This is a genomic window from Pseudomonas sp. JV414, assembly GCF_032424305.1.
Taxonomy (GTDB): domain Bacteria; phylum Pseudomonadota; class Gammaproteobacteria; order Pseudomonadales; family Pseudomonadaceae; genus Aquipseudomonas; species Aquipseudomonas lini.
Window position 1 is genome coordinate 220,863 of the sequence record NZ_VYKC01000009.1, and the last position, 18,503, is coordinate 239,365.

The following is an 18,503-nucleotide window of genomic DNA, read 5'->3' on the forward strand; positions in this document are numbered from 1 at the left end:
TTGTAACCACAACCTGTAGGAGCGAGGCTTGCCCGCGAAAGCGGTGTGTCAGACAAACCGCCTTCGCGGGCAAGCCTCGCTCCTACAAGAGCTGCGCCGGCCTCGAAAGGCTGGCGCTGCGGATCAAATCAAACCTTCTTGTACAACTGACTACCTTCCTGCTTGAACCGCTCAGCCTGTTCCGCCAAGCCCTGGGCGACTTCCGCATCGACAGTTTCGATCCGCTGGTTGGCCGCGTATTCACGGACTTCCTGGGTGATCTTCATCGAGCAGAATTTCGGCCCGCACATGGAGCAGAAGTGCGCGACCTTGGCCGAATCCTTCGGCAGGGTTTCGTCGTGGTACGAACGCGCGGTGTCCGGGTCCAGGCCCAGGTTGAACTGGTCCTCCCAACGGAATTCGAAACGCGCCTTGCTCAAGGCATTGTCACGAATTTGCGCACCCGGATGCCCCTTGGCAAGGTCGGCAGCGTGAGCGGCGATCTTGTAGGTGATGATCCCGGTCTTCACGTCATCCTTGTTCGGCAGGCCCAAGTGTTCCTTCGGCGTCACGTAGCAAAGCATCGCGCAACCGAACCAGCCAATCATCGCCGCACCGATACCGGAGGTGATGTGGTCGTAGCCTGGGGCAATGTCGGTGGTCAGCGGGCCGAGGGTGTAGAACGGCGCCTCGTCGCAGCACTCGAGCTGCTTGTCCATGTTCTCTTTGATCAACTGCATCGGCACGTGGCCCGGGCCTTCGATCATGCACTGCACGTCGTGCTTCCAGGCGATTTTGGTCAGCTCGCCGAGGGTTTCCAGCTCACCGAATTGTGCGGCGTCGTTGGCGTCGGCAATCGAGCCCGGACGCAGGCCATCGCCCAGCGAGAAGCTGACGTCGTAGGCCTTCATGATTTCGCAGATGTCTTCGAAATGGGTGTAGAGGAAGTTTTCCTTGTGATGTGCCAGGCACCACTTGGCCATGATCGAACCGCCACGGGAAACAATACCGGTCACGCGTTTGGCAGTCAGCGGCACATAGCGCAGCAACACACCGGCGTGGATGGTGAAGTAGTCGACGCCCTGCTCGGCCTGCTCGATCAGCGTGTCGCGGAACAGCTCCCAGGTCAGGTCTTCAGCGGCGCCGCCGACTTTTTCCAGAGCCTGGTAGATCGGCACGGTACCGATCGGCACCGGCGAGTTACGGATGATCCATTCGCGGGTTTCGTGAATGTGCTTGCCGGTGGACAAGTCCATGACCGTGTCCGACCCCCAGCGAATGCCCCAGGTCAGTTTCGCCACTTCTTCTTCAATGGACGAACCCAGTGCACTGTTGCCGATGTTGCCGTTGATCTTCACCAGGAAGTTACGGCCGATGATCATCGGTTCCAGTTCGGTGTGGTTGATGTTGGCCGGAATGATCGCGCGACCACGGGCGATCTCTTCACGGACAAATTCCGGCGTGATGATTTTCGGCACGCTGGCGCCGAAGCTGTAGCCGGCGTGCTGCTGATCCAGCAAGCCAGCGGCACGGGCCACTTCGAGCTTCATGTTTTCGCGGATGGCGACGTATTCCATCTCGGCGGTGATGATGCCTTTACGGGCGTAGTGCATCTGGCTGACGTTGGCCCCGGCCTTGGCGCGGCGCGGGTTGTTCACGTGGGCGAAACGCAGCTTGGTCAATTCCGCATCGGCCAGGCGTTCCTGGCCGAAGTTCGAGCTCAGGCCGGACAAACGTTCGGTGTCGCCACGGGATTCGATCCACGGTGAACGCACATCGGCGAGGCCTTTGCGCACGTCGATGATGACGTTGGGGTCTGTGTACGGGCCCGAGGTGTCGTACACCACTACCGGCGCGTTGATTTCGCCGCCGAAGTCGGTCGGGGTCACGTCCAGGCTGATTTCGCGCATCGGCACGAGGATGTCGGGGCGAGTGCCCTGGACATAGATTTTTTGCGAGCGGGTAAACGGCTGAACCGATTGCTGATCGACCTTGGCCGAGTCACTCAGGTTAGTTGCGATTTTTGATTTTGTAGTCATCACGGGCTCTCCAGACACACATCCAGGCAGTGGATTTTTGTCGGAGCGAACCTGTAAACGAATGGACGCACGGGCGCTGGGAAAACCAGCTGGTGCTGTGCTCGGTGCTCGAGGGGTGTTCGATTGTCGAACAACATCCCGGACGAAGCACAAGAGGACTCGCCGGGTGACGAGAAATCTTGTTCCCTACGCAGGCGCTAACCTGATCAGGTTCAACGGGATCCGAAATTATTCGATCTCAGCCTCATAGCAAGGCACCCCGACAAGAACCCGGCCAGTCTAGACACAACCGGCAAAGAACGCCAACTCCGCAGCAAACACCATGATGAATGGCGCAATTGCAGGATTGTTGCCTTGCCTGCGTGCAACTACACTCGCTACGCCGTGCCGCGCCTTGACGCTGCAGGGCGCCGCGCCGTAGCCTTGGCGCTCAAATTATCAGCGTAATTTTTTAGGGATGGCCTCATGCTGCGCAAACTCTCACTGGCCCTTGCCGTGTCTTGTGCGTCCAACGGAATGGCCTGGGCAGCTGAAGCGCCCTTATCGACCAAAACTGACCTGGTCAGCGTCTATCAGGAAGCGGTGGACAACAACGCCGACCTCGCCGCCGCCCGCGCCCAATACGGCGCTCAGAAGGAAGTCGTGCCCCAGGCCCGCGCAGGGCTGTTGCCCAACCTGTCCGCCGGTGCCGACCTGAACAACACCCGCACCGCGCTCGATCAGCCCTCGGTGACTTCGACCCGCAGCGGCACGGTGTATCAGGCAACCCTGGCACAACCGATTTTCCGCGCCGATCGCTGGTTCCAGTTGCAGGCCGCCAAGGACGTCAACGAACAGGCAGCCTTGCAACTCTCGGCCACCGAACAGAACCTGATTCTGCAAAGCGCCGAAAGCTACTTCAACGTGCTGCGCAGCCAGGACACCCTGGCCTCGACCAAGGCCGAAGAAGCGGCGTTCAAGCGTCAACTCGATCAGTCCAACGAGCGCTTCGACGTTGGCCTGTCCGATAAGACCGATGTACTGCAATCCCAAGCCAGTTACGACACGGCGCGGGCCAACCGGATTCTCGCTCAGCGTCAGGTGGATGACGCGTTCGAAGCGCTGATCACCCTGACCAACCGTCAATACAATTCGATCCAGGGCATCGTCCACACCTTACCGATCCTGCCGCCAGCACCGAACGATGCCAAAGCCTGGGTCGACACCGCCGCCAAACAGAACCTGAATTTGCTGGCCAGCAACTACGCGGTAAGCGCCGCCGAGGAAACCCTCAAGCAGCGCAAGGCCGGACATGCGCCCACCCTGGATGCGGTCGCGCAATATCAGAAAGGTGACAACGACGCCCTCGGTTTTACCAACCCGAACCCGAACGGCGTGCGTTACGGCGGCGATGTCGAGCAGCGCACGGTTGGCCTGCAATTGAGCATCCCGCTCTACAGCGGTGGGCTGACCAGCTCGCAGGTGCGTGAGTCCTATTCACGGCTGACTCAGTCCGAGCAGCAACGCGAAGCGCTGCGTCGTCAGGTCGTGGAAAACACCCGCAATCTGCACCGCGCCGTCAACACCGACGTCGAGCAGGTGCAGGCCCGCCGGCAGTCGATCATCTCCAACCAGAGCGCGGTGGAAGCGACCGAAATCGGTTATCAGGTGGGGACGCGCAACATCGTTGACGTGCTCGATGCCCAGCGCCAGCTGTACACCTCGGTGCGCAACTACAACAACACCCGCTACGACTACATCCTCGACAACCTGCGCTTGAAGCAGGCCGCTGGCACCTTGAACCCGGGGGATTTGCAGGACCTGACGCGTTACCTCAAGGCCGACTACAACCCGGACAAGGACTTCCTGCCACCGGATCTGGCCAAGGCTGCGGCGGAGCAGTTACGGGCTAATCCGGCTCAATAACAGCAAAAGATCAAAAGATCGCAGCCTTCGGCAGCTCCTACATTGGGATTGGTGTACACCCTGTAGGAGCTGCCGAAGGCTGCGATCTTTTTGAAGGCACCCCGATTTAACGCTCGATCAACCTGCCCAACCCTTCCAGCAACCGCTGCAGCGCCCCCTGGTTAGTGCGCATCACTTTCAGCCCCGCCTCTGCCATCCGCTGCGCATCGCTCGGCAGTTCGAACAGCCGCTGCACCGCCAGCGCCAGACTTTCGGCATCATCGACCTCGGCCAACGCCCCGGCGCTGCGCAACTGCGCGGCGATTTCGAGGAAGTTGAACAAGTGCGGCCCACTGAGCACCGGCTTGGCCAGGGCTGCTGGTTCCAGCAGATTATGGCCGCCGTTCGGCACCAGGCTGCCACCGACGAAAGCGCTATCGGCTAACGCATAGAGAAACAACAACTCGCCCATGGTGTCGCCCAAGAGCACCGACGTACCTGTGGTAACCGGCTCGCCCGTCGAACGCCGTACCGTGGCAAAACCCTGCTGCCGGCACAACTCGAACACCGGGTTGAAACGCTCCGGATGACGCGGCACCAGAATCAGCAAGGCATCGGGATGATTGGCCAGCAGCCTACGATGGGCAGCCAGCACCACATCGTCTTCACCTTCATGCGTACTCGCGGCGATCCATACCGGACGATCCTGTGCCTGCCACTGCGCACGCAATTCGCCGGCACGCTGCAGCAGTTGCGGGTCGATGGTCAGGTCGAATTTGATCGAACCGGTCACTTCGACGGTTTCCGGGCGTGCGCCCAAATCCCGGAAACGCTGCGCCTCGGCTTCGGTCTGTACCGCGAACAGGCTCATCTCGGCGAGCATCGGCCGGGTCAGTTTATGGAAGCGGCCATAACCTTTGGCCGAACGTTCGGACAGTCGCGCATTGGCCAGCGCCACGGGAATCCCGCGCTTGGCGCATTGGTGGATATGGTTGGGCCAGAGCTCGGTTTCCATGATTACCGCCAGTTTCGGCCGGGCCCGATCAAGGAATCGCTTTGCTGCGCAAGGCAAGTCATAAGGCAAATAGCAATGCTGGATGCGCGGCTCGTTGGCGAACAACGCCTGGATGCGCTCGGACCCGGTCGGGGTCATGCAGGTGACGGTGATCGGCAGCGTCGGATACCGTTGCAACAAGGCACGAATCATCGGCGCCGCGGCGATGCTTTCGCCCACCGACACCGCGTGCACCCAAATGCCGTCCGGCGTCATCGCCGGCAGCGCGAGGGAGAAACGCTCGCCAATACGCTTGGCATACGCCGGCGCCTTGCGCGCCCGCAGCCAAAGCCGAATCGCTACCAATGGCAGCCCCAGGTAAAACAGCGCGGTGTAGAGAGTTCTATTCATGGCGGCGGAGTTTATCGGTTTTTTAGCCGATCGCCTGCAAGTGCACGGCAAAACGTTCCGCCAGCCAACGAGCCGCCGGGCCGAGGGGCTCGTCGCGCCGCCATACCAGCTCGACAATCAATGCCGGCGGCGTCCATTCGCTGCTCAGCTCGACCATCAGATCCTGATACGCGGGGTACTGCACCACATGTCGCGGCAACCAGGCCCAGCCAAGGCCGCGCATCACCCATTCAGCCATCACGTAGAAACTGTCGGCGCGCCAGACCTGCGGGCTGGCCGGCTCGCTGCCGGGATAAACGCTGGACTGCGTGGACATCAGCAACTGTCGATGCTGCGCCAATTGCTGACAATCGACCTGCGTCTGCTTCGCCAAGGGATGCCCCGCGCCGCACACCGTGACCATCTCGACGCTGCCCAATACTCGCCGCTCAAGGGCTTCGGGAATCTGGTCATGATAAAACAGCAAGCCCAGGTCAGCCCGCCGCTCCACCAGTTTGCGCGCCACATCACCTTGGGCGGCGCTGGTCAGCTGCACTTCGAGGCTGGGAAACTTTTCTGCCAGGGCCTCGAAGCTTTCAACCACCGCTTGATAGGGCATTGCCTCGTCCTGAGCCACACGCAGACTCGCTTCCTGGCCGCGCATCATCGCCAGCGCCCGGCCATTGAGGCGCTCGCATTGACGCAGCACTTCCCGCGCCTCCTCAAGCAGGGCGGTACCGGCTTCGGTGAGTCTCGGCTGACGACCACTGCTACGATCGAACAGGCTGATGCCCAAGTCCTCTTCCAGCAACGCAATCGAACTGCTGACCGCCGACTGTGCCTTGCGCTGATCCCGCGCCACCGCGGAAAACGAACGCTGTTCCGCTACGCTGACAAACAAGCGCAGCTGTTCCAGATTCCATTGCATGTTCATGGCTCAACCCATCTTCAGAGCAGATAGGTAATGACTTTACCGCATCTGGCGAATCTCTAGAATGCCGACCTCAGAAAGCAACACTTCACACGAGGATTGACCCATGACCGCTTACTACTACCTGGCCATCGCCATCTGCGCCGAAGTGATCGCTACCGTTTCGATGAAAGCGGTCAAGGGTTTCAGCACGCCACTGCCGCTGCTGCTGGTCATCGTCGGTTATGGCATTGCTTTCTGGATGCTGACCCTGGTGGTGCGCAGCGTTCCGGTGGGCGTGGCCTACGCGGTGTGGGCCGGCATGGGGATCGTGATGGTCAGCGTTGCGGCGCTGTTTATCTACGGGCAGAAGCTGGATGTGCCGGCGATGCTGGGGATGGCGTTGATTGTGCTGGGCGTGGTTGTAATCCAGTTGTTCTCGAAGACTGCGGGGCATTAACTGTCGCAACCAATCCCCTTGTGGTGAAGGGGATCCTGTGGCGAGGGGGCTTGCCCCCTCGCCACAATGGTTCTCTTGATCGCCAGCAAAACCTCCAATCTATGAGTCTGTATACTGCGCCCTCGTCTTGAACACTGAGGTCGCTGCATGCCATCTGTTATTTCCACCGACGTTCTGATTGTCGGCGCTGGTGTCGCCGGCCTCTGGCTGAATGCGCGTCTGCGCCATCAGGGTTTTTCGACCGTGCTGGTGGAAAGCGCCAGCCTCGGTGGCGGGCAGAGCCTGAAGTCCCAGGGCATCATCCACGGCGGCGCCAAGTACGCATTGCACGGTGCCCTGACCGGCGCCTCGGAAGCCATCGCCGACATGCCGCGTCGCTGGCGTGAAGCGCTGGCCGGCGACGGCGAACTGGATCTGTCCGGCGTACGCGTGTTGTCCGACGCCCATTACCTATGGTCCCCCGGCACTCTCGCCGGCAACCTCACCAGTTTTTTCGCCAGCAAAGCCGTGCGCGGGCGGGTCGATCAAGTTAAAGGCGATCAATTGCCGCCAGCGCTGCAAGACAAGCGCTTCAAGGGCAAGGTCTATCGCCTGACGGAACTGGTGGTCGACGTGCCGAGCCTGATCCAGCGCTTGGCCGATCTGGCTGGCGACGGTCTGTTGGCCGGTCAGCACATCGAACCGCTGCTGGAAAACGGCGAACTGGTCGGCTTGAAAGTCGACGAACGCGAGATCCGCGCCCAGCGCATCATTCTCAGCGCCGGTGCCGGCACCGCCGACCTGCTCAAGGCACTGGGCCTGAGCCAACCGGCCATGCAGCGTCGCCCCCTGCACATGATCATCGTCAAAGGCCCGGGCCTCAAACCGCTGTACGCCCATTGCCTGGGCGGCGGGCCGAAGCCGCGCGTCACCGTGACCACTCACCCGGCCGCCGATGGCCAGTGGGTCTGGTACGTGGGAGGCGACATCGCCGAAGCCGAAGGCGTGGCCCGCGATCCTGCGGAGCAGATAGCCACCGCGCAGAAAGAACTCGGCAACCTGCTACCGTGGATCGACCTGAGCACCGCGCAGTGGGCGACCTTGCGAGTCGAACGCGCCGAGCCGCTGCAATCGGGCCTGACTCGCCCGGACAATGCCTTCCTCGCCGAGCAGGATCGCGTGCTGGTGGGTTGGCCGACCAAACTGGCCCTGGCGCCGGACTTCGCTGACCGCGTCCTCGCAGCACTGCAACGCGACGGCATTCAGCCGAGCCATCCGGTGCCGCTGCCGGAACTGCCAAAACCGCCGATGGGCGTCCCTGCCTGGGAGCAACTGCTGCCATGAGCCAACCAACCCTGCACGACTTTCATCGCCCGTTGGGGAGCACCGGCCTGCTGGTTTCGCCCCTGGGTCTGGGCACAGTGAAACTCGGCCGCGATCAAGGGGTGAAATACCCCAATGGCTTCCAGATCCCCGACGATGACGAAGCGCGCATGCTGCTCAAACTCGCGCGCGACCTGGGCATCAACCTGATCGACACCGCGCCGGCCTATGGCCGCAGCGAAGAGCGTCTCGGCCCGTTGCTGCGGGGTCAACGTCAGGATTGGGTGATCGTCAGCAAGGTTGGCGAAGAGTTCGCCGACGGCCAGTCGCACCACGACTTCAGCGCCGCCCATACTCGCCTGTCGGTGGAGCGCAGCCTGCAACGTCTGGAAACGGATGTTATCGATCTGGTGCTGGTGCACTCCGACGGCAACGACCTGGCAATCCTCAATGACAGTGAGGTCTATGCGACCCTTGCCGAGCTCAAGCGCGAAGGCAAGATTCGCGGTTTCGGTTTTTCCGGCAAAACCGTCGAAGGCGGCTTGAAGGCTCTGGAACAAGGTGATTGCGCGATGGTCACCTACAATCTGAACGATCAGAACGAGAAGCCGGTCATTGACTATGCTGCTGCTCACGGCAAAGCGATCCTGGTCAAAAAAGCCTTGGCCAGCGGCCACGTTTGCTTGAGCCCGGGCGTGGACCCGGTACGCGCCAGCTTCGAGTTGTTGTTTGAACACCCGGGTGTGGCCAGTGCTATTGTCGGGACCATCAATCCGCTGCACCTCGCCCACAACGTCGCGACCGTTGCCCAGGTCCTTCGTAGCAACTGATGCCGCCCACGCGGCCTTAAGCAGGAGCCGACATGCCGCGTACGCTGATAAGAAAGAATCCGAGCAACTTCAAGACCCTGCCGTTATTCGTCGAAGCGACACCCGAAGGCCTGAGTTACCAGAGCGTCGGAATGCCGCTGAATTTCTCCCAGACCCTGCAACGTCGCCGCCCGGTGACGGTGCCCGACAACGAGCGGTTTGCCCTGGAGCTGGCAAACCTCGGGGTTTCGGTGCGCCTGACCCTGCATTGGCAGAATCGCGATTACTGGGTGTTGGTGCGTCAGCGTCGGCAGGACCGCGGCGATGTGGTGCTCAAACTGATCTCGGGTTATGTGCCGGCCCATGAACTGAACCTGCCGCTGCACACGGCGACCCAGGAAATTGCCGAAGAGTGCCTTCTGGAAACCCCGGAAGGCTGGCTCAGCGGGCGTTTCAACGACACCTGGCTGCCCGCGCCCTACTCGTCCGCCCTGCATTACCGCGAAGCCCTGCCGTTTCGCCTGACACCGCTGTCCGGCTCGGCGCGGCCGGTGCGCTGCGCCAACATGCCGCTGATCGAGCGTCCGCGGGCCTACGTGCATTTACCCACAGCATCGCTGCAATTGATCTATGACTTGCGCCTGGACGTGCCCAAGGAAGCCAAATCCCTGAGCCTGTTTCATGTCGACGAACGATTGGAGGGCGATCAATTGGTGGCCCGGCTCGATCGCAAACGTCCCGATTTGTATCTGATGCCACTGCAGGACGGCCAGCCGATGGCCGAGCTGTACACCCTGAAAAAGGATCAGCTCTACCCGGCGAGTACCCGCGGGTTGTATCTGGCAGAGAGTTTTGCCCGGCAGGAAGGGTGGCTGGTGAAGGATGAGCGGATTCGCTGGAAGGACTGGGTACGGCAACAGGGTTTGAGCCCGCCGGGGAAGGATTCCGGTTTAGCCCGCCTTCACGGAAAAGCAAAACAACTGCTGAAAAGAATCGTGCCGCGCAAGGCCGCACGATAGAACCTTGTGGTGAGGGGGCTGTTGTGGCGAGGGGGCTTGCCCCCTCGCCACAACAAGCTCCCTCGCCACAGTGACCGCGCCGTTTCAGTGATTGCGGATTTTCTCGACAATCGCCGTGGTCGAGCTGTTTTCCACCAACCCCAGCACTTTCACAGTCCCGCCGTAAGCAGTGACGATGTCTGCGCCAACCACCTGGTCGATCCCGTAATCGCCGCCCTTGACCAACACATCCGGCTTGACCTCGCGCAGGAGGTTTTCCGGGGTGCCTTCAGCGAAGCTGATTACCCAGTCCACGGCGCCTAAACCTGCCAGTACAGCCATGCGACGGTCGACGCTGTTGATCGGCCGGCCCGGCCCTTTCAAGCGGCTCACCGACGCATCGTCGTTGACCGCCACGATCAGACGATCGCCTTGGGCACGCGCCTGTTCGAGGTAGGTCACGTGGCCGGCATGCAGGATGTCGAAGCAGCCATTGGTAAACACAATTTTCTCGTTGTGCGCACGCGCGTCATCGACCGCCAGCAGCAGCTGCTCCAGCCCCAACACTCCACGCTCGGAACCTTCTTCACGCTGGATAGCACGACGCAATTCCGGGGCACTGATGGCCGCGGTACCGAGCTTGCCGACCACGATGCCCGCCGCCAGGTTGGCCAAGGCCACCGCGTGGGGCAGTTCTTCGCCAGCGGCGATCGCCGCCGCCAGGGTAGAAATCACCGTGTCACCGGCGCCGGTCACGTCGAACACTTCACGGGCACGGGCCGGCAGGTGCAGCGCCGGATGATCCGGACGCAGCAAGGTCATGCCGTGTTCGCCACGGGTCACCAGCAACGCGCCGAGGTCGAGGTCGTGCATCAGCTGCGCGCCCTTACTCACCAACTCGTGCTCATCGGCGCAACCACCGACGATGGTTTCGAACTCGCTGAGGTTCGGGGTGATCAGGCTCGCGCCGCGGTAGATCGAGAAATCCTTGCCCTTGGGATCGGCCAGAACCGGAATCCCACGGGCACGGGCAGCCTGGATCAGCACCTGATGATTTTTCAGCGCGCCTTTGCCATAGTCGGACAGCACCAGCACCTTTATGCCTTCGAGCAGTTCGTCGACTTGCTCGCCCAGCGCCAGGGCGTCGGTTGCGAAAGGTTCTTCGAAGTCGATACGCAGCAATTGCTGGTGGCGGCTCATCACCCGCAGTTTGACGATGGTCGGCTGGTGCGCGATGCGCTGGAACAACGCCCGCACGCCGGCGCCCTTGAGGCTATTGACCAGGCTATCGGCAGCCTCGTCATCGCCGGTCACGCCGACCAGCGAGGCCGGCGCACCGAGCGCGGCAATGTTCAGGGCAACGTTGGCGGCACCGCCCGGGCGGTCCTCGATTTGCTCGACTTTGACTACCGGTACCGGTGCCTCAGGGGAAATCCGTGAGGTACCACCATGCCAGTAACGGTCGAGCATGACATCGCCGACCACCAAGACAGGGGCTTGATCGAATCGCGGCATGGACAACTTCATGGAGCAACCCACATACAAAATGAACAGGGGCGCGATATTAACACAGGGTTGGCGCTGGCTTGTGTGACGGCTGCAACCGGATGAATCGGCAGCAGTTTTTGCTCATTAATTGAGCAGAAATACCGATAACCGACGACAGACGTCCGCCAGTTGCAGCGCCCGGGTGTCGATTTCGCACTTCGCTGTCAGTGGATACAAACCACCGGACGCATTGCACGCCGGTGAACACGAGGGTGAGTCAGGCTCACCCTCGTATCGGGGTCAGGCGATGTCTTCAGCCGGGGCGTCGAGGCCCATCGCATGCAGGCGCGAGTAGTAGCCATTCTGCGCCAGCAGTTGAGTGTGGGTGCCACGCTCGACGATTTCGCCGTGATCCATGACCAGAATCAGGTCAGCCTTCTCGATCGTCGACAGACGGTGAGCGATCACCAGCGTCGTGCGACCTTTCATGACTTTATCCAGCGCGGCCTGAATGTGCCGCTCGGACTCCGTATCCAATGCCGACGTCGCTTCATCGAGAATCAGCAGCGGCGCGTTTTTCAGCAAGGCACGGGCGATTGCCAGTCGCTGACGCTGACCACCGGAGAGCAGCACACCGTTCTCGCCGACATCGGTGTCCAGCCCTTGCGGCAACTGGGCGATGAAATCCATGGCATAGGCGTCTTCGGCAGCTTTCTCGATATCGGCACGCGGCGCGCCGGCCAGATCACCGTAGGCGATGTTGTTGGCCACCGTGTCATTGAACAGCGTGACGTGTTGCGTCACCTGGGCAACATGACGACGCAGGTTGCGCAGGCGATAGTCTTCGATTTCCACGCCATCGAGCAGGATCTCGCCGGTTTCGTGGTGATAGAAGCGAGGAATCAGGCTGGCGAGGGTCGACTTGCCGCTGCCGGAACGGCCCACCAGTGCGATCATTTGCCCCGGTGCCGCGGTGAAACTGATGTTTTTCAGCACTTCACGGTGGGTTCCCGGATACGTGAAGCTCAGGTTACGCACCTCCAGGTGACCATTGACACGATCTTTCGCGACCGTACCCTTGTCCACCTCTGGCTCGACATCCAGTTGTTCGAAAATGCTTTCGGCTCCGGCAACGCCTTTCTGGATCGTCGAACTGACTTCCGATAGCTGCCGAATCGGCTTGGGCAACAGACCCGCCGCGGTAATGTATGCCACCAGGTCACCGGCAGTCGCATCGCCGCGCAGGAACAGCACCAGGAACATCAGCACGGCCATTGCGCTGTAGATCACCAATTGCAGCATGGGTGTGTAGACAGCACCGGTCTTGGTCATGCGCAACTGCTTGTTGGTGTTGCCCTGGCTGGCTTCGGCGAAGCGGCGCTCTTCATAGCTCTCGCCACCGAAACTGCGCACAACGCGATAACCCTGGATGGTCTCGGACGCAACGTGGGTCACGTCGCCCATGGCCACCTGAATCTTCTTGCTCTGCTTGCGGAATTTTTTGCTGGTGCTGCTTACCATGATCGCGATGAGCGGCAGGATCGCCAGCATCACCAGGGTCAGTTTCCAGTTCATCCACAACAGGTAGGCAAACAGGAACACCACGGTCAGGCCTTCGCGGATCACTACCTTGATGGCGTCGGTGGCGGCGCCGGTGACCATGGTCACGTTGAAAGTGATGCGTGAAATCAGGTGCCCGGAGTTATGGGTGTCGAAATAACGGTTGGGCAGTACCAGCAGCTTGTTGAACAGCTCAACGCGCAGGTCGTGCACCAGCCCCAGCGAAACCTTCGCCAGGTAGTAGTTACCAAGAAACGACCCCAGACCTTGCCATGCGGCGATCAGAATGATCAGCATTGGCACAGCCATCAATAGCTGCAAGTCCTTCAGATAAGGCACATTGGGAAAGAGCACTGCTTCCGGGTTGCTCAGGCCATCGACGAAATATTTGAGAATCCCGGCCAACATGGGCTGCGTCGAAGCAAAAATCACGAAGCCTACGATACTGATGGCGAACATGCCCATGTACGGACGCACATACGACAGCAGGCGCAGGTAAATCTTCAAGCTCGACGGCGCAGGCGAATCAGGGCTAGTCATGAGAACCCGTTGTATGAGAAAAGAGCCCGCAAGTGTAACACAGGCCATTTTAGTCACTGAGCTGCGGTAACATGGCCGGCTATCCATGCCTCACAGCGTCGACCACTGGAGTATTGATGCAAGCGCTTGACCATACCCGATATCTCGCCCTGCGCGAGGGAGCACAAGTCCTTGAAGCGGATGGTTCGGGGGACAAGGTTCTGCGATTGACGGACGGCTCAATCCTCAAGCTGTTTCGCCGCAAGCGCCTGCTGACATCGGCTGCCTGGTATCCATACGCCAAACGCTTTGCCGACAATTGCGATGCGTTGCGTGAACGGCAGATTCCCTGTCCGTCGATTCGCCAGGTTTATCGCATCCCGAGCATCGAGCGCGATGCCGTGCATTACGACCCGTTACCGGGCCAGACTCTGCGCCAACTTCTGGATATCCAAGACGATGCCGATCCATTGCGCGGTCAGCTGGGGGCGTTCATGGCCACTTTGCATGAGCGCGGGATCTACTTCCGCTCCGCACACCTTGGCAATATCGTGCTCACACCTGAGCATCAGCTGGGGCTGATCGACATTGCCGACATGCGGGTTTATCGCCGTCCGCTGCGCAAGACCCTGCGGCTGCGCAACTTCAAGCATATGGTGCGCTACCCGCAAGACCGCCAATGGTTGCTCGACGGTCGCGGCGAAGTCTTCATAGACAATTATGGTCAGACCCAGAGCATCTGCTCCCCGGAGGAACTGAGCATCGCCTTGCAAAAATGATCCAGACACCTTCGCCCCCGGAGCGGGGACGGAGGTCAGGTATTACGCCAGCGCCTGGCGCTGCGCTTGCAGCGCTCGCCCGAGGATCATCGCTGCAGGCAACAGGACCAGCGGCCATAACTCGTCCGGGTTACCGATCAACAGGCTGCCATCGAAGTTCAGCATCACCAGGGCACACGCCAGGTAGACGCCCCACACATCGCGCAGACGCCAGGCCTGCCAAATAGTGCTCGCCATCAACACGACAAACAACGCCAGCGCCACCGCGCCACTGTACAGCCCAAGCGCCACATAAATGTTGTGCGGATGCTGAATCGGCATCCAGCCGTCAATCAGCTGGGAGGTGTGGAAGTTGATGCCACAGCCCAACATCCAGCCGCAGTTCCGCCACTCGCCAACCATGATGTTAAAGATTTCGATACGGTAAGAATCGCCTCGAGCCCAGAGCGACTGATACCACGCTTCGTTGTGCACCATCAGAACCAGCAGGCCCAGGACCACAACCCCCAGCGCCACGACACTCCCCACCAACCGCGGCTTGTGGTAAAGGCCGTAAAGCAACCAGACGCCCAACAGGAATACAACCCCCACCAACGCTGTGCGCGCCTGGAGTATGAAGACCACCGCAAATATCGAGAAGACGACGGCCACCGCCCCTTCGATCAACTTTCGCTCCCTAATCCAGATTGGCAACGCCAACGCCAACGCACAAAGCAGCCAGATGCTGGCGTAGATAACATTCTGCAAGCGTGCCGGAAGCAGTGCCACCCGGCTACCGACAGCGTATTCACCCGATACCCAGCTGTAGAGTGCGCAGCCAAAAATGTACAACGCCAGAATCCAGAATTGCCCGCGAACAAACACAGGGCTGCGGAAAAACTGTGGATCGGTGAACGCACCGATCACCATCACGAACATCCAGACATAGAAGACGTGTTTGAAGAACTGAAACTGCCCGGCAATCGTCGCAGGCACCAGAAACCACAGAATGAACGCCGTCCAGGCCCACACCAACGGCTGCTTGAACAGGCCAGAGCCTCGTTGCTTGATCAGGAGGACCAGGCCTGGCAATACCATCAGGCCGTAAAACAGATTGTTGGTCCACTTGGACGACCAACCGACCACAAAACTCAGAAGAAACAGACAGAGTGCCGCTCCAAAATACGACGCAATGGTGATCTTTCCGGGTTTCATGCCGCTAGATTCCATGAAGCACCCAACCCGTTGCCAAGCCGATAATAAGGACCGCTATCAGCTTGAGCCGATCGAGACGCTTGCGCTTCAACTTGTTCACACGCTCCTGTGGAACCACCACATGCTCACCGAAACCGGTATGCAATACCGCGTCGTTTTCCAGAATCAACGCGTAGCGGTTTGCCCCGGCATACAGGCGCGACAGGTCTTTCTCTCCGGAGAACCCGGAATACGGTGCATGCAACAGGTAATCCGCGCGACGGCGTAGCCCCGGGTTAAAGGAAAAACCCTGCCAGTCGGCTTTGTGCGAGCCCAGCACGTAGAAAGGAATGCCATGGCTGACTTTTCGTTCGCCCAGGAACACATAAGGACTGTGAACCATCAGGTCATGATTGAAGCTGCGCAACCACACCTGAAGCGCCTGTGGATCTTCTTCCAACAGGCGTTGGGATTCTTCGATAAACCCTTCGCGATAGAAATCCCAGTCGTCTTCGCAATGGAAAATCCACGACGTCTGCACCTGAGCGTAGGCGGCATCGATGGATCGCAACTGACCCAGACGCGGATTGTTGATGAAGAACTGGGTGTGCGCCCTCCAGTGTTCCGGAATACAGGCCTCTACGGCACTGTCGCCGGAGTCCTCGGTAATGAACACTTTATGAATGGGGGCCGTGTTGAACCGGTCAAGTGTCTCCAGAGTCCGCTTCAACAAATCGAAGCGACCGCAACTGGTGATGACGATCGAAATGTCGCTAGTCTCACTGAACAGCATTTATATGCACCGCACCATTGATTGTTTAGTCGCCCGGCTTTACAGCCCCAGCGACAAGCGTAGTTTTTCTTTCCAGCTCAGCGGGACATGCTTGCGCAGCGGCGCCCGCATGGCATCGACAATTGCATGCCCCACCGCCCGGAAGGTGTAGCGCTGCTCTACCAGAGCCTGCCCGGCCAACGAAATGGCCTCGGTCAGCTGCGGGGATGCGCGCAACACGGCGAGTTTCTCTTTGAGTTCATCGCGTGTCCGATAAAGCACAATATTTTGCATATCGACAAAGCCCAGCGCGCGATTTTCTGCTTCCCCTTGATCGTAAGCAAACAGCACGCAACCACAGGCCATGGCCTCGAAATTCTTGATCATGTATTCGCCCATGCCGACATCGGCACTCACGAAATAACGGATCCGGCTCAACGTCTCGCAGTATTCCTCACCCGACTTGGTGCGCGTGATCAACAGGTTTTCGACCTCGGCCACCGACTCGAGCATGGCCTTGCGACCGGCATACGCCACACTGTTGAGGCTGCCGACGAAGCCCAGCTCGATATCCCGTTCGCGCTGGCAGTTTTGCAATAGCGCCTGGTCGTAGCCCTTGGGCACGAAATGCGCGTCAAAACCTTCATCACGCAAGCGCTCGCTGACCATGAAACCCGAACTGATCACACGTGCCCAGGGCAGCTTGCGGTAATGGGCGCTGAACTTGCCGGTGTATTTGCACGGGATGTAGTTCTGATACGCGTCGTGTTCGAGAATAACCAGATTGGGCAGGGTCTGTATGAACCTCACCTGTCTGATCTCTTTTTTGAAGCGCAGGAACAATACGATCCGGTCATAGAGGGTCACATCGACGTGCTTGCGAAAATACCCACGCAAGTCGTCCTGCTCCGCACTGGTCAATTCACGCTTGTCGCAATCGCATTGCTCGGCGATACCGTCATACAGGCGATCGAGGATCGCTCGTTGCTCTTTCTGCACCAGAAACAGAACTTTCAATTGGTCTCTCTCTTTCCAGACAGCTCTTGGACCCAGAACAACTCGTGACGTCGCACCGTTTTACGGAAAAATTCGTTCTCACCGAATGCCGGCCAGCGCCGAGCCACCAGGCAACGCTGCAGCGCCCGGCGAAGCAAACGCTTGAAGGGAAGCCGGGGCTGAAGGTCGTGCATCATGCCCAACGACATTGCCTTGTGCCACTGATTTTCGGTCGACAGACAAAGCGTCCAGGGACGCAACGGTTCATGCATCTCCATCTGTGGCGGCAGTGCCACCCCTGTGCCAGCGTCGCCCATTGGCCAGCGATCGTTGTCGTGCAAATGATTGGCGTAATGCAACAAAGTGTCGGGTTGCCACGTTGTGCCGCTCAGTGCCTGCATCACTGCCTGCTGCGAGCATAGATGGTCTGGATGAGGGTCGAAGCGCGGATGCGGCAAGACAATGACCTGAGGCTCGATACGTTCGATCAACTCGCGCAGATCTGCCAGCAGATTGTTCCAGGACGGCAGGCCATCAACGTCACTGCCCAGGGCAAACGGATTGAACCGTCGGAAATATCGGGTATCGCCAAGCTGTGCCTCACGGGACGCTACGGCCTCGGCCGGCGCGCTCTGCATGGCCGGCAATTGCAGGCAGAAGTAACCCAGTTGAATACAGCGCTCCTGAGGCACCCCTCCCCACAACGGCACGCTGATACTGTCCCAGGCACGCAACGAGCCTTTCAACCGGGATGCTTCGACGCCATCGAGCCCCATCTGTCGATAGTGCCCGGCCTCGATTTCACCGGCGGTCAAGGTAACAATCCAGCTCTCACTCACGCCGCTGTACAACCCGAATGCGGCCAGCTCGGCATCGTCGGCGTGGGGTGCGATCACCATCACCCGCTGACGGCGGTAGTCCGGATGCTCGAGCGCCCAGAGCACGGGCTCGCCGAGCAATCGGCAGAAACGCCCGCGCAATCGCAGCTCACCTCGCGACAGCACCTGCGCCTGACCCGTGAGGTTCAGGTAACGCAGGCCATTTACACCGCGCTCAAAGGTTTGTCGGTCGGGATTATCGCCACCCGACAACTCGACCACGGGATCGATAAAGCGCCCCAGCCACGTGCTTTTTACCCGCAACGCCAGCACCAGCGTAGCGTCATCGACCAGCATGACGCCCTCATCCAGACGCAGCCGCTCACCATCCAGATAAATCTTGGGCTGCGGGGTGTACGGCGGGAAGTTGTATTGATAATCGTCTTTTGGCGAATAAAACAGATGGTCGGCGAACCACGCCTCATGGGCAACCCAGCCCAGCACCGCAAGCACCAGCGGCAGCCACCAGGCAACCAGCACGCCAATAGCGATCAACAGCATCAGCGCAATCAGCAGGCCTATGCGTTTGTTGCGCCGATGGCGCTTGAGCAGTTGCTGTTTGCGGCTCATGGG

The 18,503-nt window shown here is 60.0% G+C and carries 15 protein-coding genes and 1 riboswitch; of the genes, 6 read left to right on the top strand and 9 right to left on the bottom strand.

The annotated features are described in order from the left end of the window. Nucleotides 1–128: 128 nt before the first annotated feature. The gene (gene thiC / locus F6R97_RS11990; protein ID WP_315866594.1) at nt 129–2,018 is read right to left on the bottom strand and encodes a phosphomethylpyrimidine synthase ThiC; all 1,890 of its coding nucleotides are present in this window, start codon (nt 2,016–2,018) and stop codon (nt 129–131) included. A gap of 166 nt (nt 2,019–2,184) precedes the next feature. Then, nucleotides 2,185–2,290: riboswitch (TPP riboswitch) on the bottom strand. 193 nt (nt 2,291–2,483) lie between these two features. Here thiC and F6R97_RS11995 point away from each other — a divergent pair. After that, a complete protein-coding gene (locus F6R97_RS11995; RefSeq protein WP_038978682.1) occupies nt 2,484–3,923 on the top strand; it encodes a TolC family outer membrane protein in 1,440 nt (479 codons plus the stop codon). 106 nt (nt 3,924–4,029) lie between these two features. Here the strand turns inward: F6R97_RS11995 and waaA are convergent, their stop codons facing one another. Next, entirely contained in the window at nt 4,030–5,307 is a 1,278-nt protein-coding gene (waaA, locus tag F6R97_RS12000) for a lipid IV(A) 3-deoxy-D-manno-octulosonic acid transferase (RefSeq protein ID WP_315866595.1), read from the bottom strand. Between the two features lie 22 nt (nt 5,308–5,329). After that, a complete protein-coding gene (locus tag F6R97_RS12005) occupies nt 5,330–6,220 on the bottom strand; it encodes a LysR family transcriptional regulator (RefSeq protein WP_038978680.1) in 891 nt (296 codons plus the stop codon). A 103-nt stretch (nt 6,221–6,323) separates the two neighbouring features. Between F6R97_RS12005 and F6R97_RS12010 the strand changes: the two genes are divergently transcribed. From F6R97_RS12010 to F6R97_RS12025, 4 genes are all read left to right on the top strand, one after another. After that, nucleotides 6,324–6,656, top strand: a complete 333-nt coding sequence (locus F6R97_RS12010; protein ID WP_008004867.1) for a DMT family transporter — start codon at nt 6,324–6,326, stop codon at nt 6,654–6,656. Nucleotides 6,657–6,803: 147 nt separating this feature from the next. After that, nucleotides 6,804–7,979: an NAD(P)/FAD-dependent oxidoreductase gene (locus F6R97_RS12015; RefSeq protein WP_048396123.1), complete on the top strand. Its 1,176-nt coding sequence runs from the start codon at nt 6,804–6,806 to the stop codon at nt 7,977–7,979. Continuing rightward, the gene (locus F6R97_RS12020) at nt 7,976–8,788 is read left to right on the top strand and encodes an aldo/keto reductase (protein WP_048396122.1); all 813 of its coding nucleotides are present in this window, start codon (nt 7,976–7,978) and stop codon (nt 8,786–8,788) included. Before F6R97_RS12015 ends, F6R97_RS12020 begins: the two co-directional genes overlap by 4 nt. Nucleotides 8,789–8,820: 32 nt before the next feature. Then, complete coding sequence (locus tag F6R97_RS12025) at nt 8,821–9,786, top strand: hypothetical protein (protein WP_038978677.1); 966 nt, start codon at nt 8,821–8,823, stop codon at nt 9,784–9,786. Between the two features lie 84 nt (nt 9,787–9,870). Here F6R97_RS12025 and hldE read toward each other — a convergent pair whose 3' ends face one another. Both hldE and msbA read right to left on the bottom strand, forming a co-directional pair. Beyond that, the gene (hldE, locus tag F6R97_RS12030) at nt 9,871–11,292 is read right to left on the bottom strand and encodes a bifunctional D-glycero-beta-D-manno-heptose-7-phosphate kinase/D-glycero-beta-D-manno-heptose 1-phosphate adenylyltransferase HldE (RefSeq protein WP_038978676.1); all 1,422 of its coding nucleotides are present in this window, start codon (nt 11,290–11,292) and stop codon (nt 9,871–9,873) included. 261 nt (nt 11,293–11,553) lie between these two features. Continuing rightward, the gene (gene msbA / locus F6R97_RS12035) at nt 11,554–13,353 is read right to left on the bottom strand and encodes a lipid A export permease/ATP-binding protein MsbA (protein WP_038978675.1); all 1,800 of its coding nucleotides are present in this window, start codon (nt 13,351–13,353) and stop codon (nt 11,554–11,556) included. A 116-nt stretch (nt 13,354–13,469) separates the two neighbouring features. Between msbA and F6R97_RS12040 the strand changes: the two genes are divergently transcribed. Continuing rightward, complete coding sequence (locus F6R97_RS12040; protein ID WP_038978674.1) at nt 13,470–14,111, top strand: toluene tolerance protein; 642 nt, start codon at nt 13,470–13,472, stop codon at nt 14,109–14,111. Between the two features lie 42 nt (nt 14,112–14,153). Here the strand turns inward: F6R97_RS12040 and F6R97_RS12045 are convergent, their stop codons facing one another. The 4 genes from F6R97_RS12045 to F6R97_RS12060 are packed head-to-tail and all read right to left on the bottom strand — an operon-like array spanning nt 14,154 to nt 18,500. Then, nucleotides 14,154–15,305, bottom strand: a complete 1,152-nt coding sequence (locus F6R97_RS12045; protein WP_038978673.1) for a membrane protein — start codon at nt 15,303–15,305, stop codon at nt 14,154–14,156. 4 nt (nt 15,306–15,309) lie between these two features. Next, a complete protein-coding gene (locus F6R97_RS12050) occupies nt 15,310–16,077 on the bottom strand; it encodes a glycosyltransferase family 2 protein (protein ID WP_038978672.1) in 768 nt (255 codons plus the stop codon). Between the two features lie 39 nt (nt 16,078–16,116). Beyond that, complete coding sequence (locus F6R97_RS12055) at nt 16,117–17,073, bottom strand: glycosyltransferase (protein ID WP_315866596.1); 957 nt, start codon at nt 17,071–17,073, stop codon at nt 16,117–16,119. Then, complete coding sequence (locus tag F6R97_RS12060) at nt 17,070–18,500, bottom strand: PIG-L family deacetylase (protein WP_315866597.1); 1,431 nt, start codon at nt 18,498–18,500, stop codon at nt 17,070–17,072. The genes F6R97_RS12055 and F6R97_RS12060 overlap by 4 nt, the downstream gene beginning before the upstream one ends. Between the last annotated feature and the right edge of the window lie 3 nt (nt 18,501–18,503).

What these genes read in the sequence shown, in the direction of transcription:
- F6R97_RS12040 (WP_038978674.1), top strand. Translation starts at nt 13,470, where the DNA reads ATGCAAGCGCTTGACCATACCCGATATCTCGCCCTGCGCGAGGGAGCA.
- F6R97_RS12015 (WP_048396123.1), top strand. Translation starts at nt 6,804, where the DNA reads ATGCCATCTGTTATTTCCACCGACGTTCTGATTGTCGGCGCTGGTGTC.
- hldE (WP_038978676.1), bottom strand. Translation starts at nt 11,292, where the DNA reads ATGAAGTTGTCCATGCCGCGATTCGATCAAGCCCCTGTCTTGGTGGTC.
- msbA (WP_038978675.1), bottom strand. Translation starts at nt 13,353, where the DNA reads ATGACTAGCCCTGATTCGCCTGCGCCGTCGAGCTTGAAGATTTACCTG.
- F6R97_RS11995 (WP_038978682.1), top strand. Translation starts at nt 2,484, where the DNA reads ATGCTGCGCAAACTCTCACTGGCCCTTGCCGTGTCTTGTGCGTCCAAC.
- thiC (WP_315866594.1), bottom strand. Translation starts at nt 2,018, where the DNA reads ATGACTACAAAATCAAAAATCGCAACTAACCTGAGTGACTCGGCCAAG.
- F6R97_RS12005 (WP_038978680.1), bottom strand. Translation starts at nt 6,220, where the DNA reads ATGAACATGCAATGGAATCTGGAACAGCTGCGCTTGTTTGTCAGCGTA.
- F6R97_RS12060 (WP_315866597.1), bottom strand. Translation starts at nt 18,500, where the DNA reads ATGAGCCGCAAACAGCAACTGCTCAAGCGCCATCGGCGCAACAAACGC.
- F6R97_RS12010 (WP_008004867.1), top strand. Translation starts at nt 6,324, where the DNA reads ATGACCGCTTACTACTACCTGGCCATCGCCATCTGCGCCGAAGTGATC.
- F6R97_RS12050 (WP_038978672.1), bottom strand. Translation starts at nt 16,077, where the DNA reads ATGCTGTTCAGTGAGACTAGCGACATTTCGATCGTCATCACCAGTTGC.
- waaA (WP_315866595.1), bottom strand. Translation starts at nt 5,307, where the DNA reads ATGAATAGAACTCTCTACACCGCGCTGTTTTACCTGGGGCTGCCATTG.
- F6R97_RS12020 (WP_048396122.1), top strand. Translation starts at nt 7,976, where the DNA reads ATGAGCCAACCAACCCTGCACGACTTTCATCGCCCGTTGGGGAGCACC.
- F6R97_RS12045 (WP_038978673.1), bottom strand. Translation starts at nt 15,305, where the DNA reads ATGAAACCCGGAAAGATCACCATTGCGTCGTATTTTGGAGCGGCACTC.
- F6R97_RS12025 (WP_038978677.1), top strand. Translation starts at nt 8,821, where the DNA reads ATGCCGCGTACGCTGATAAGAAAGAATCCGAGCAACTTCAAGACCCTG.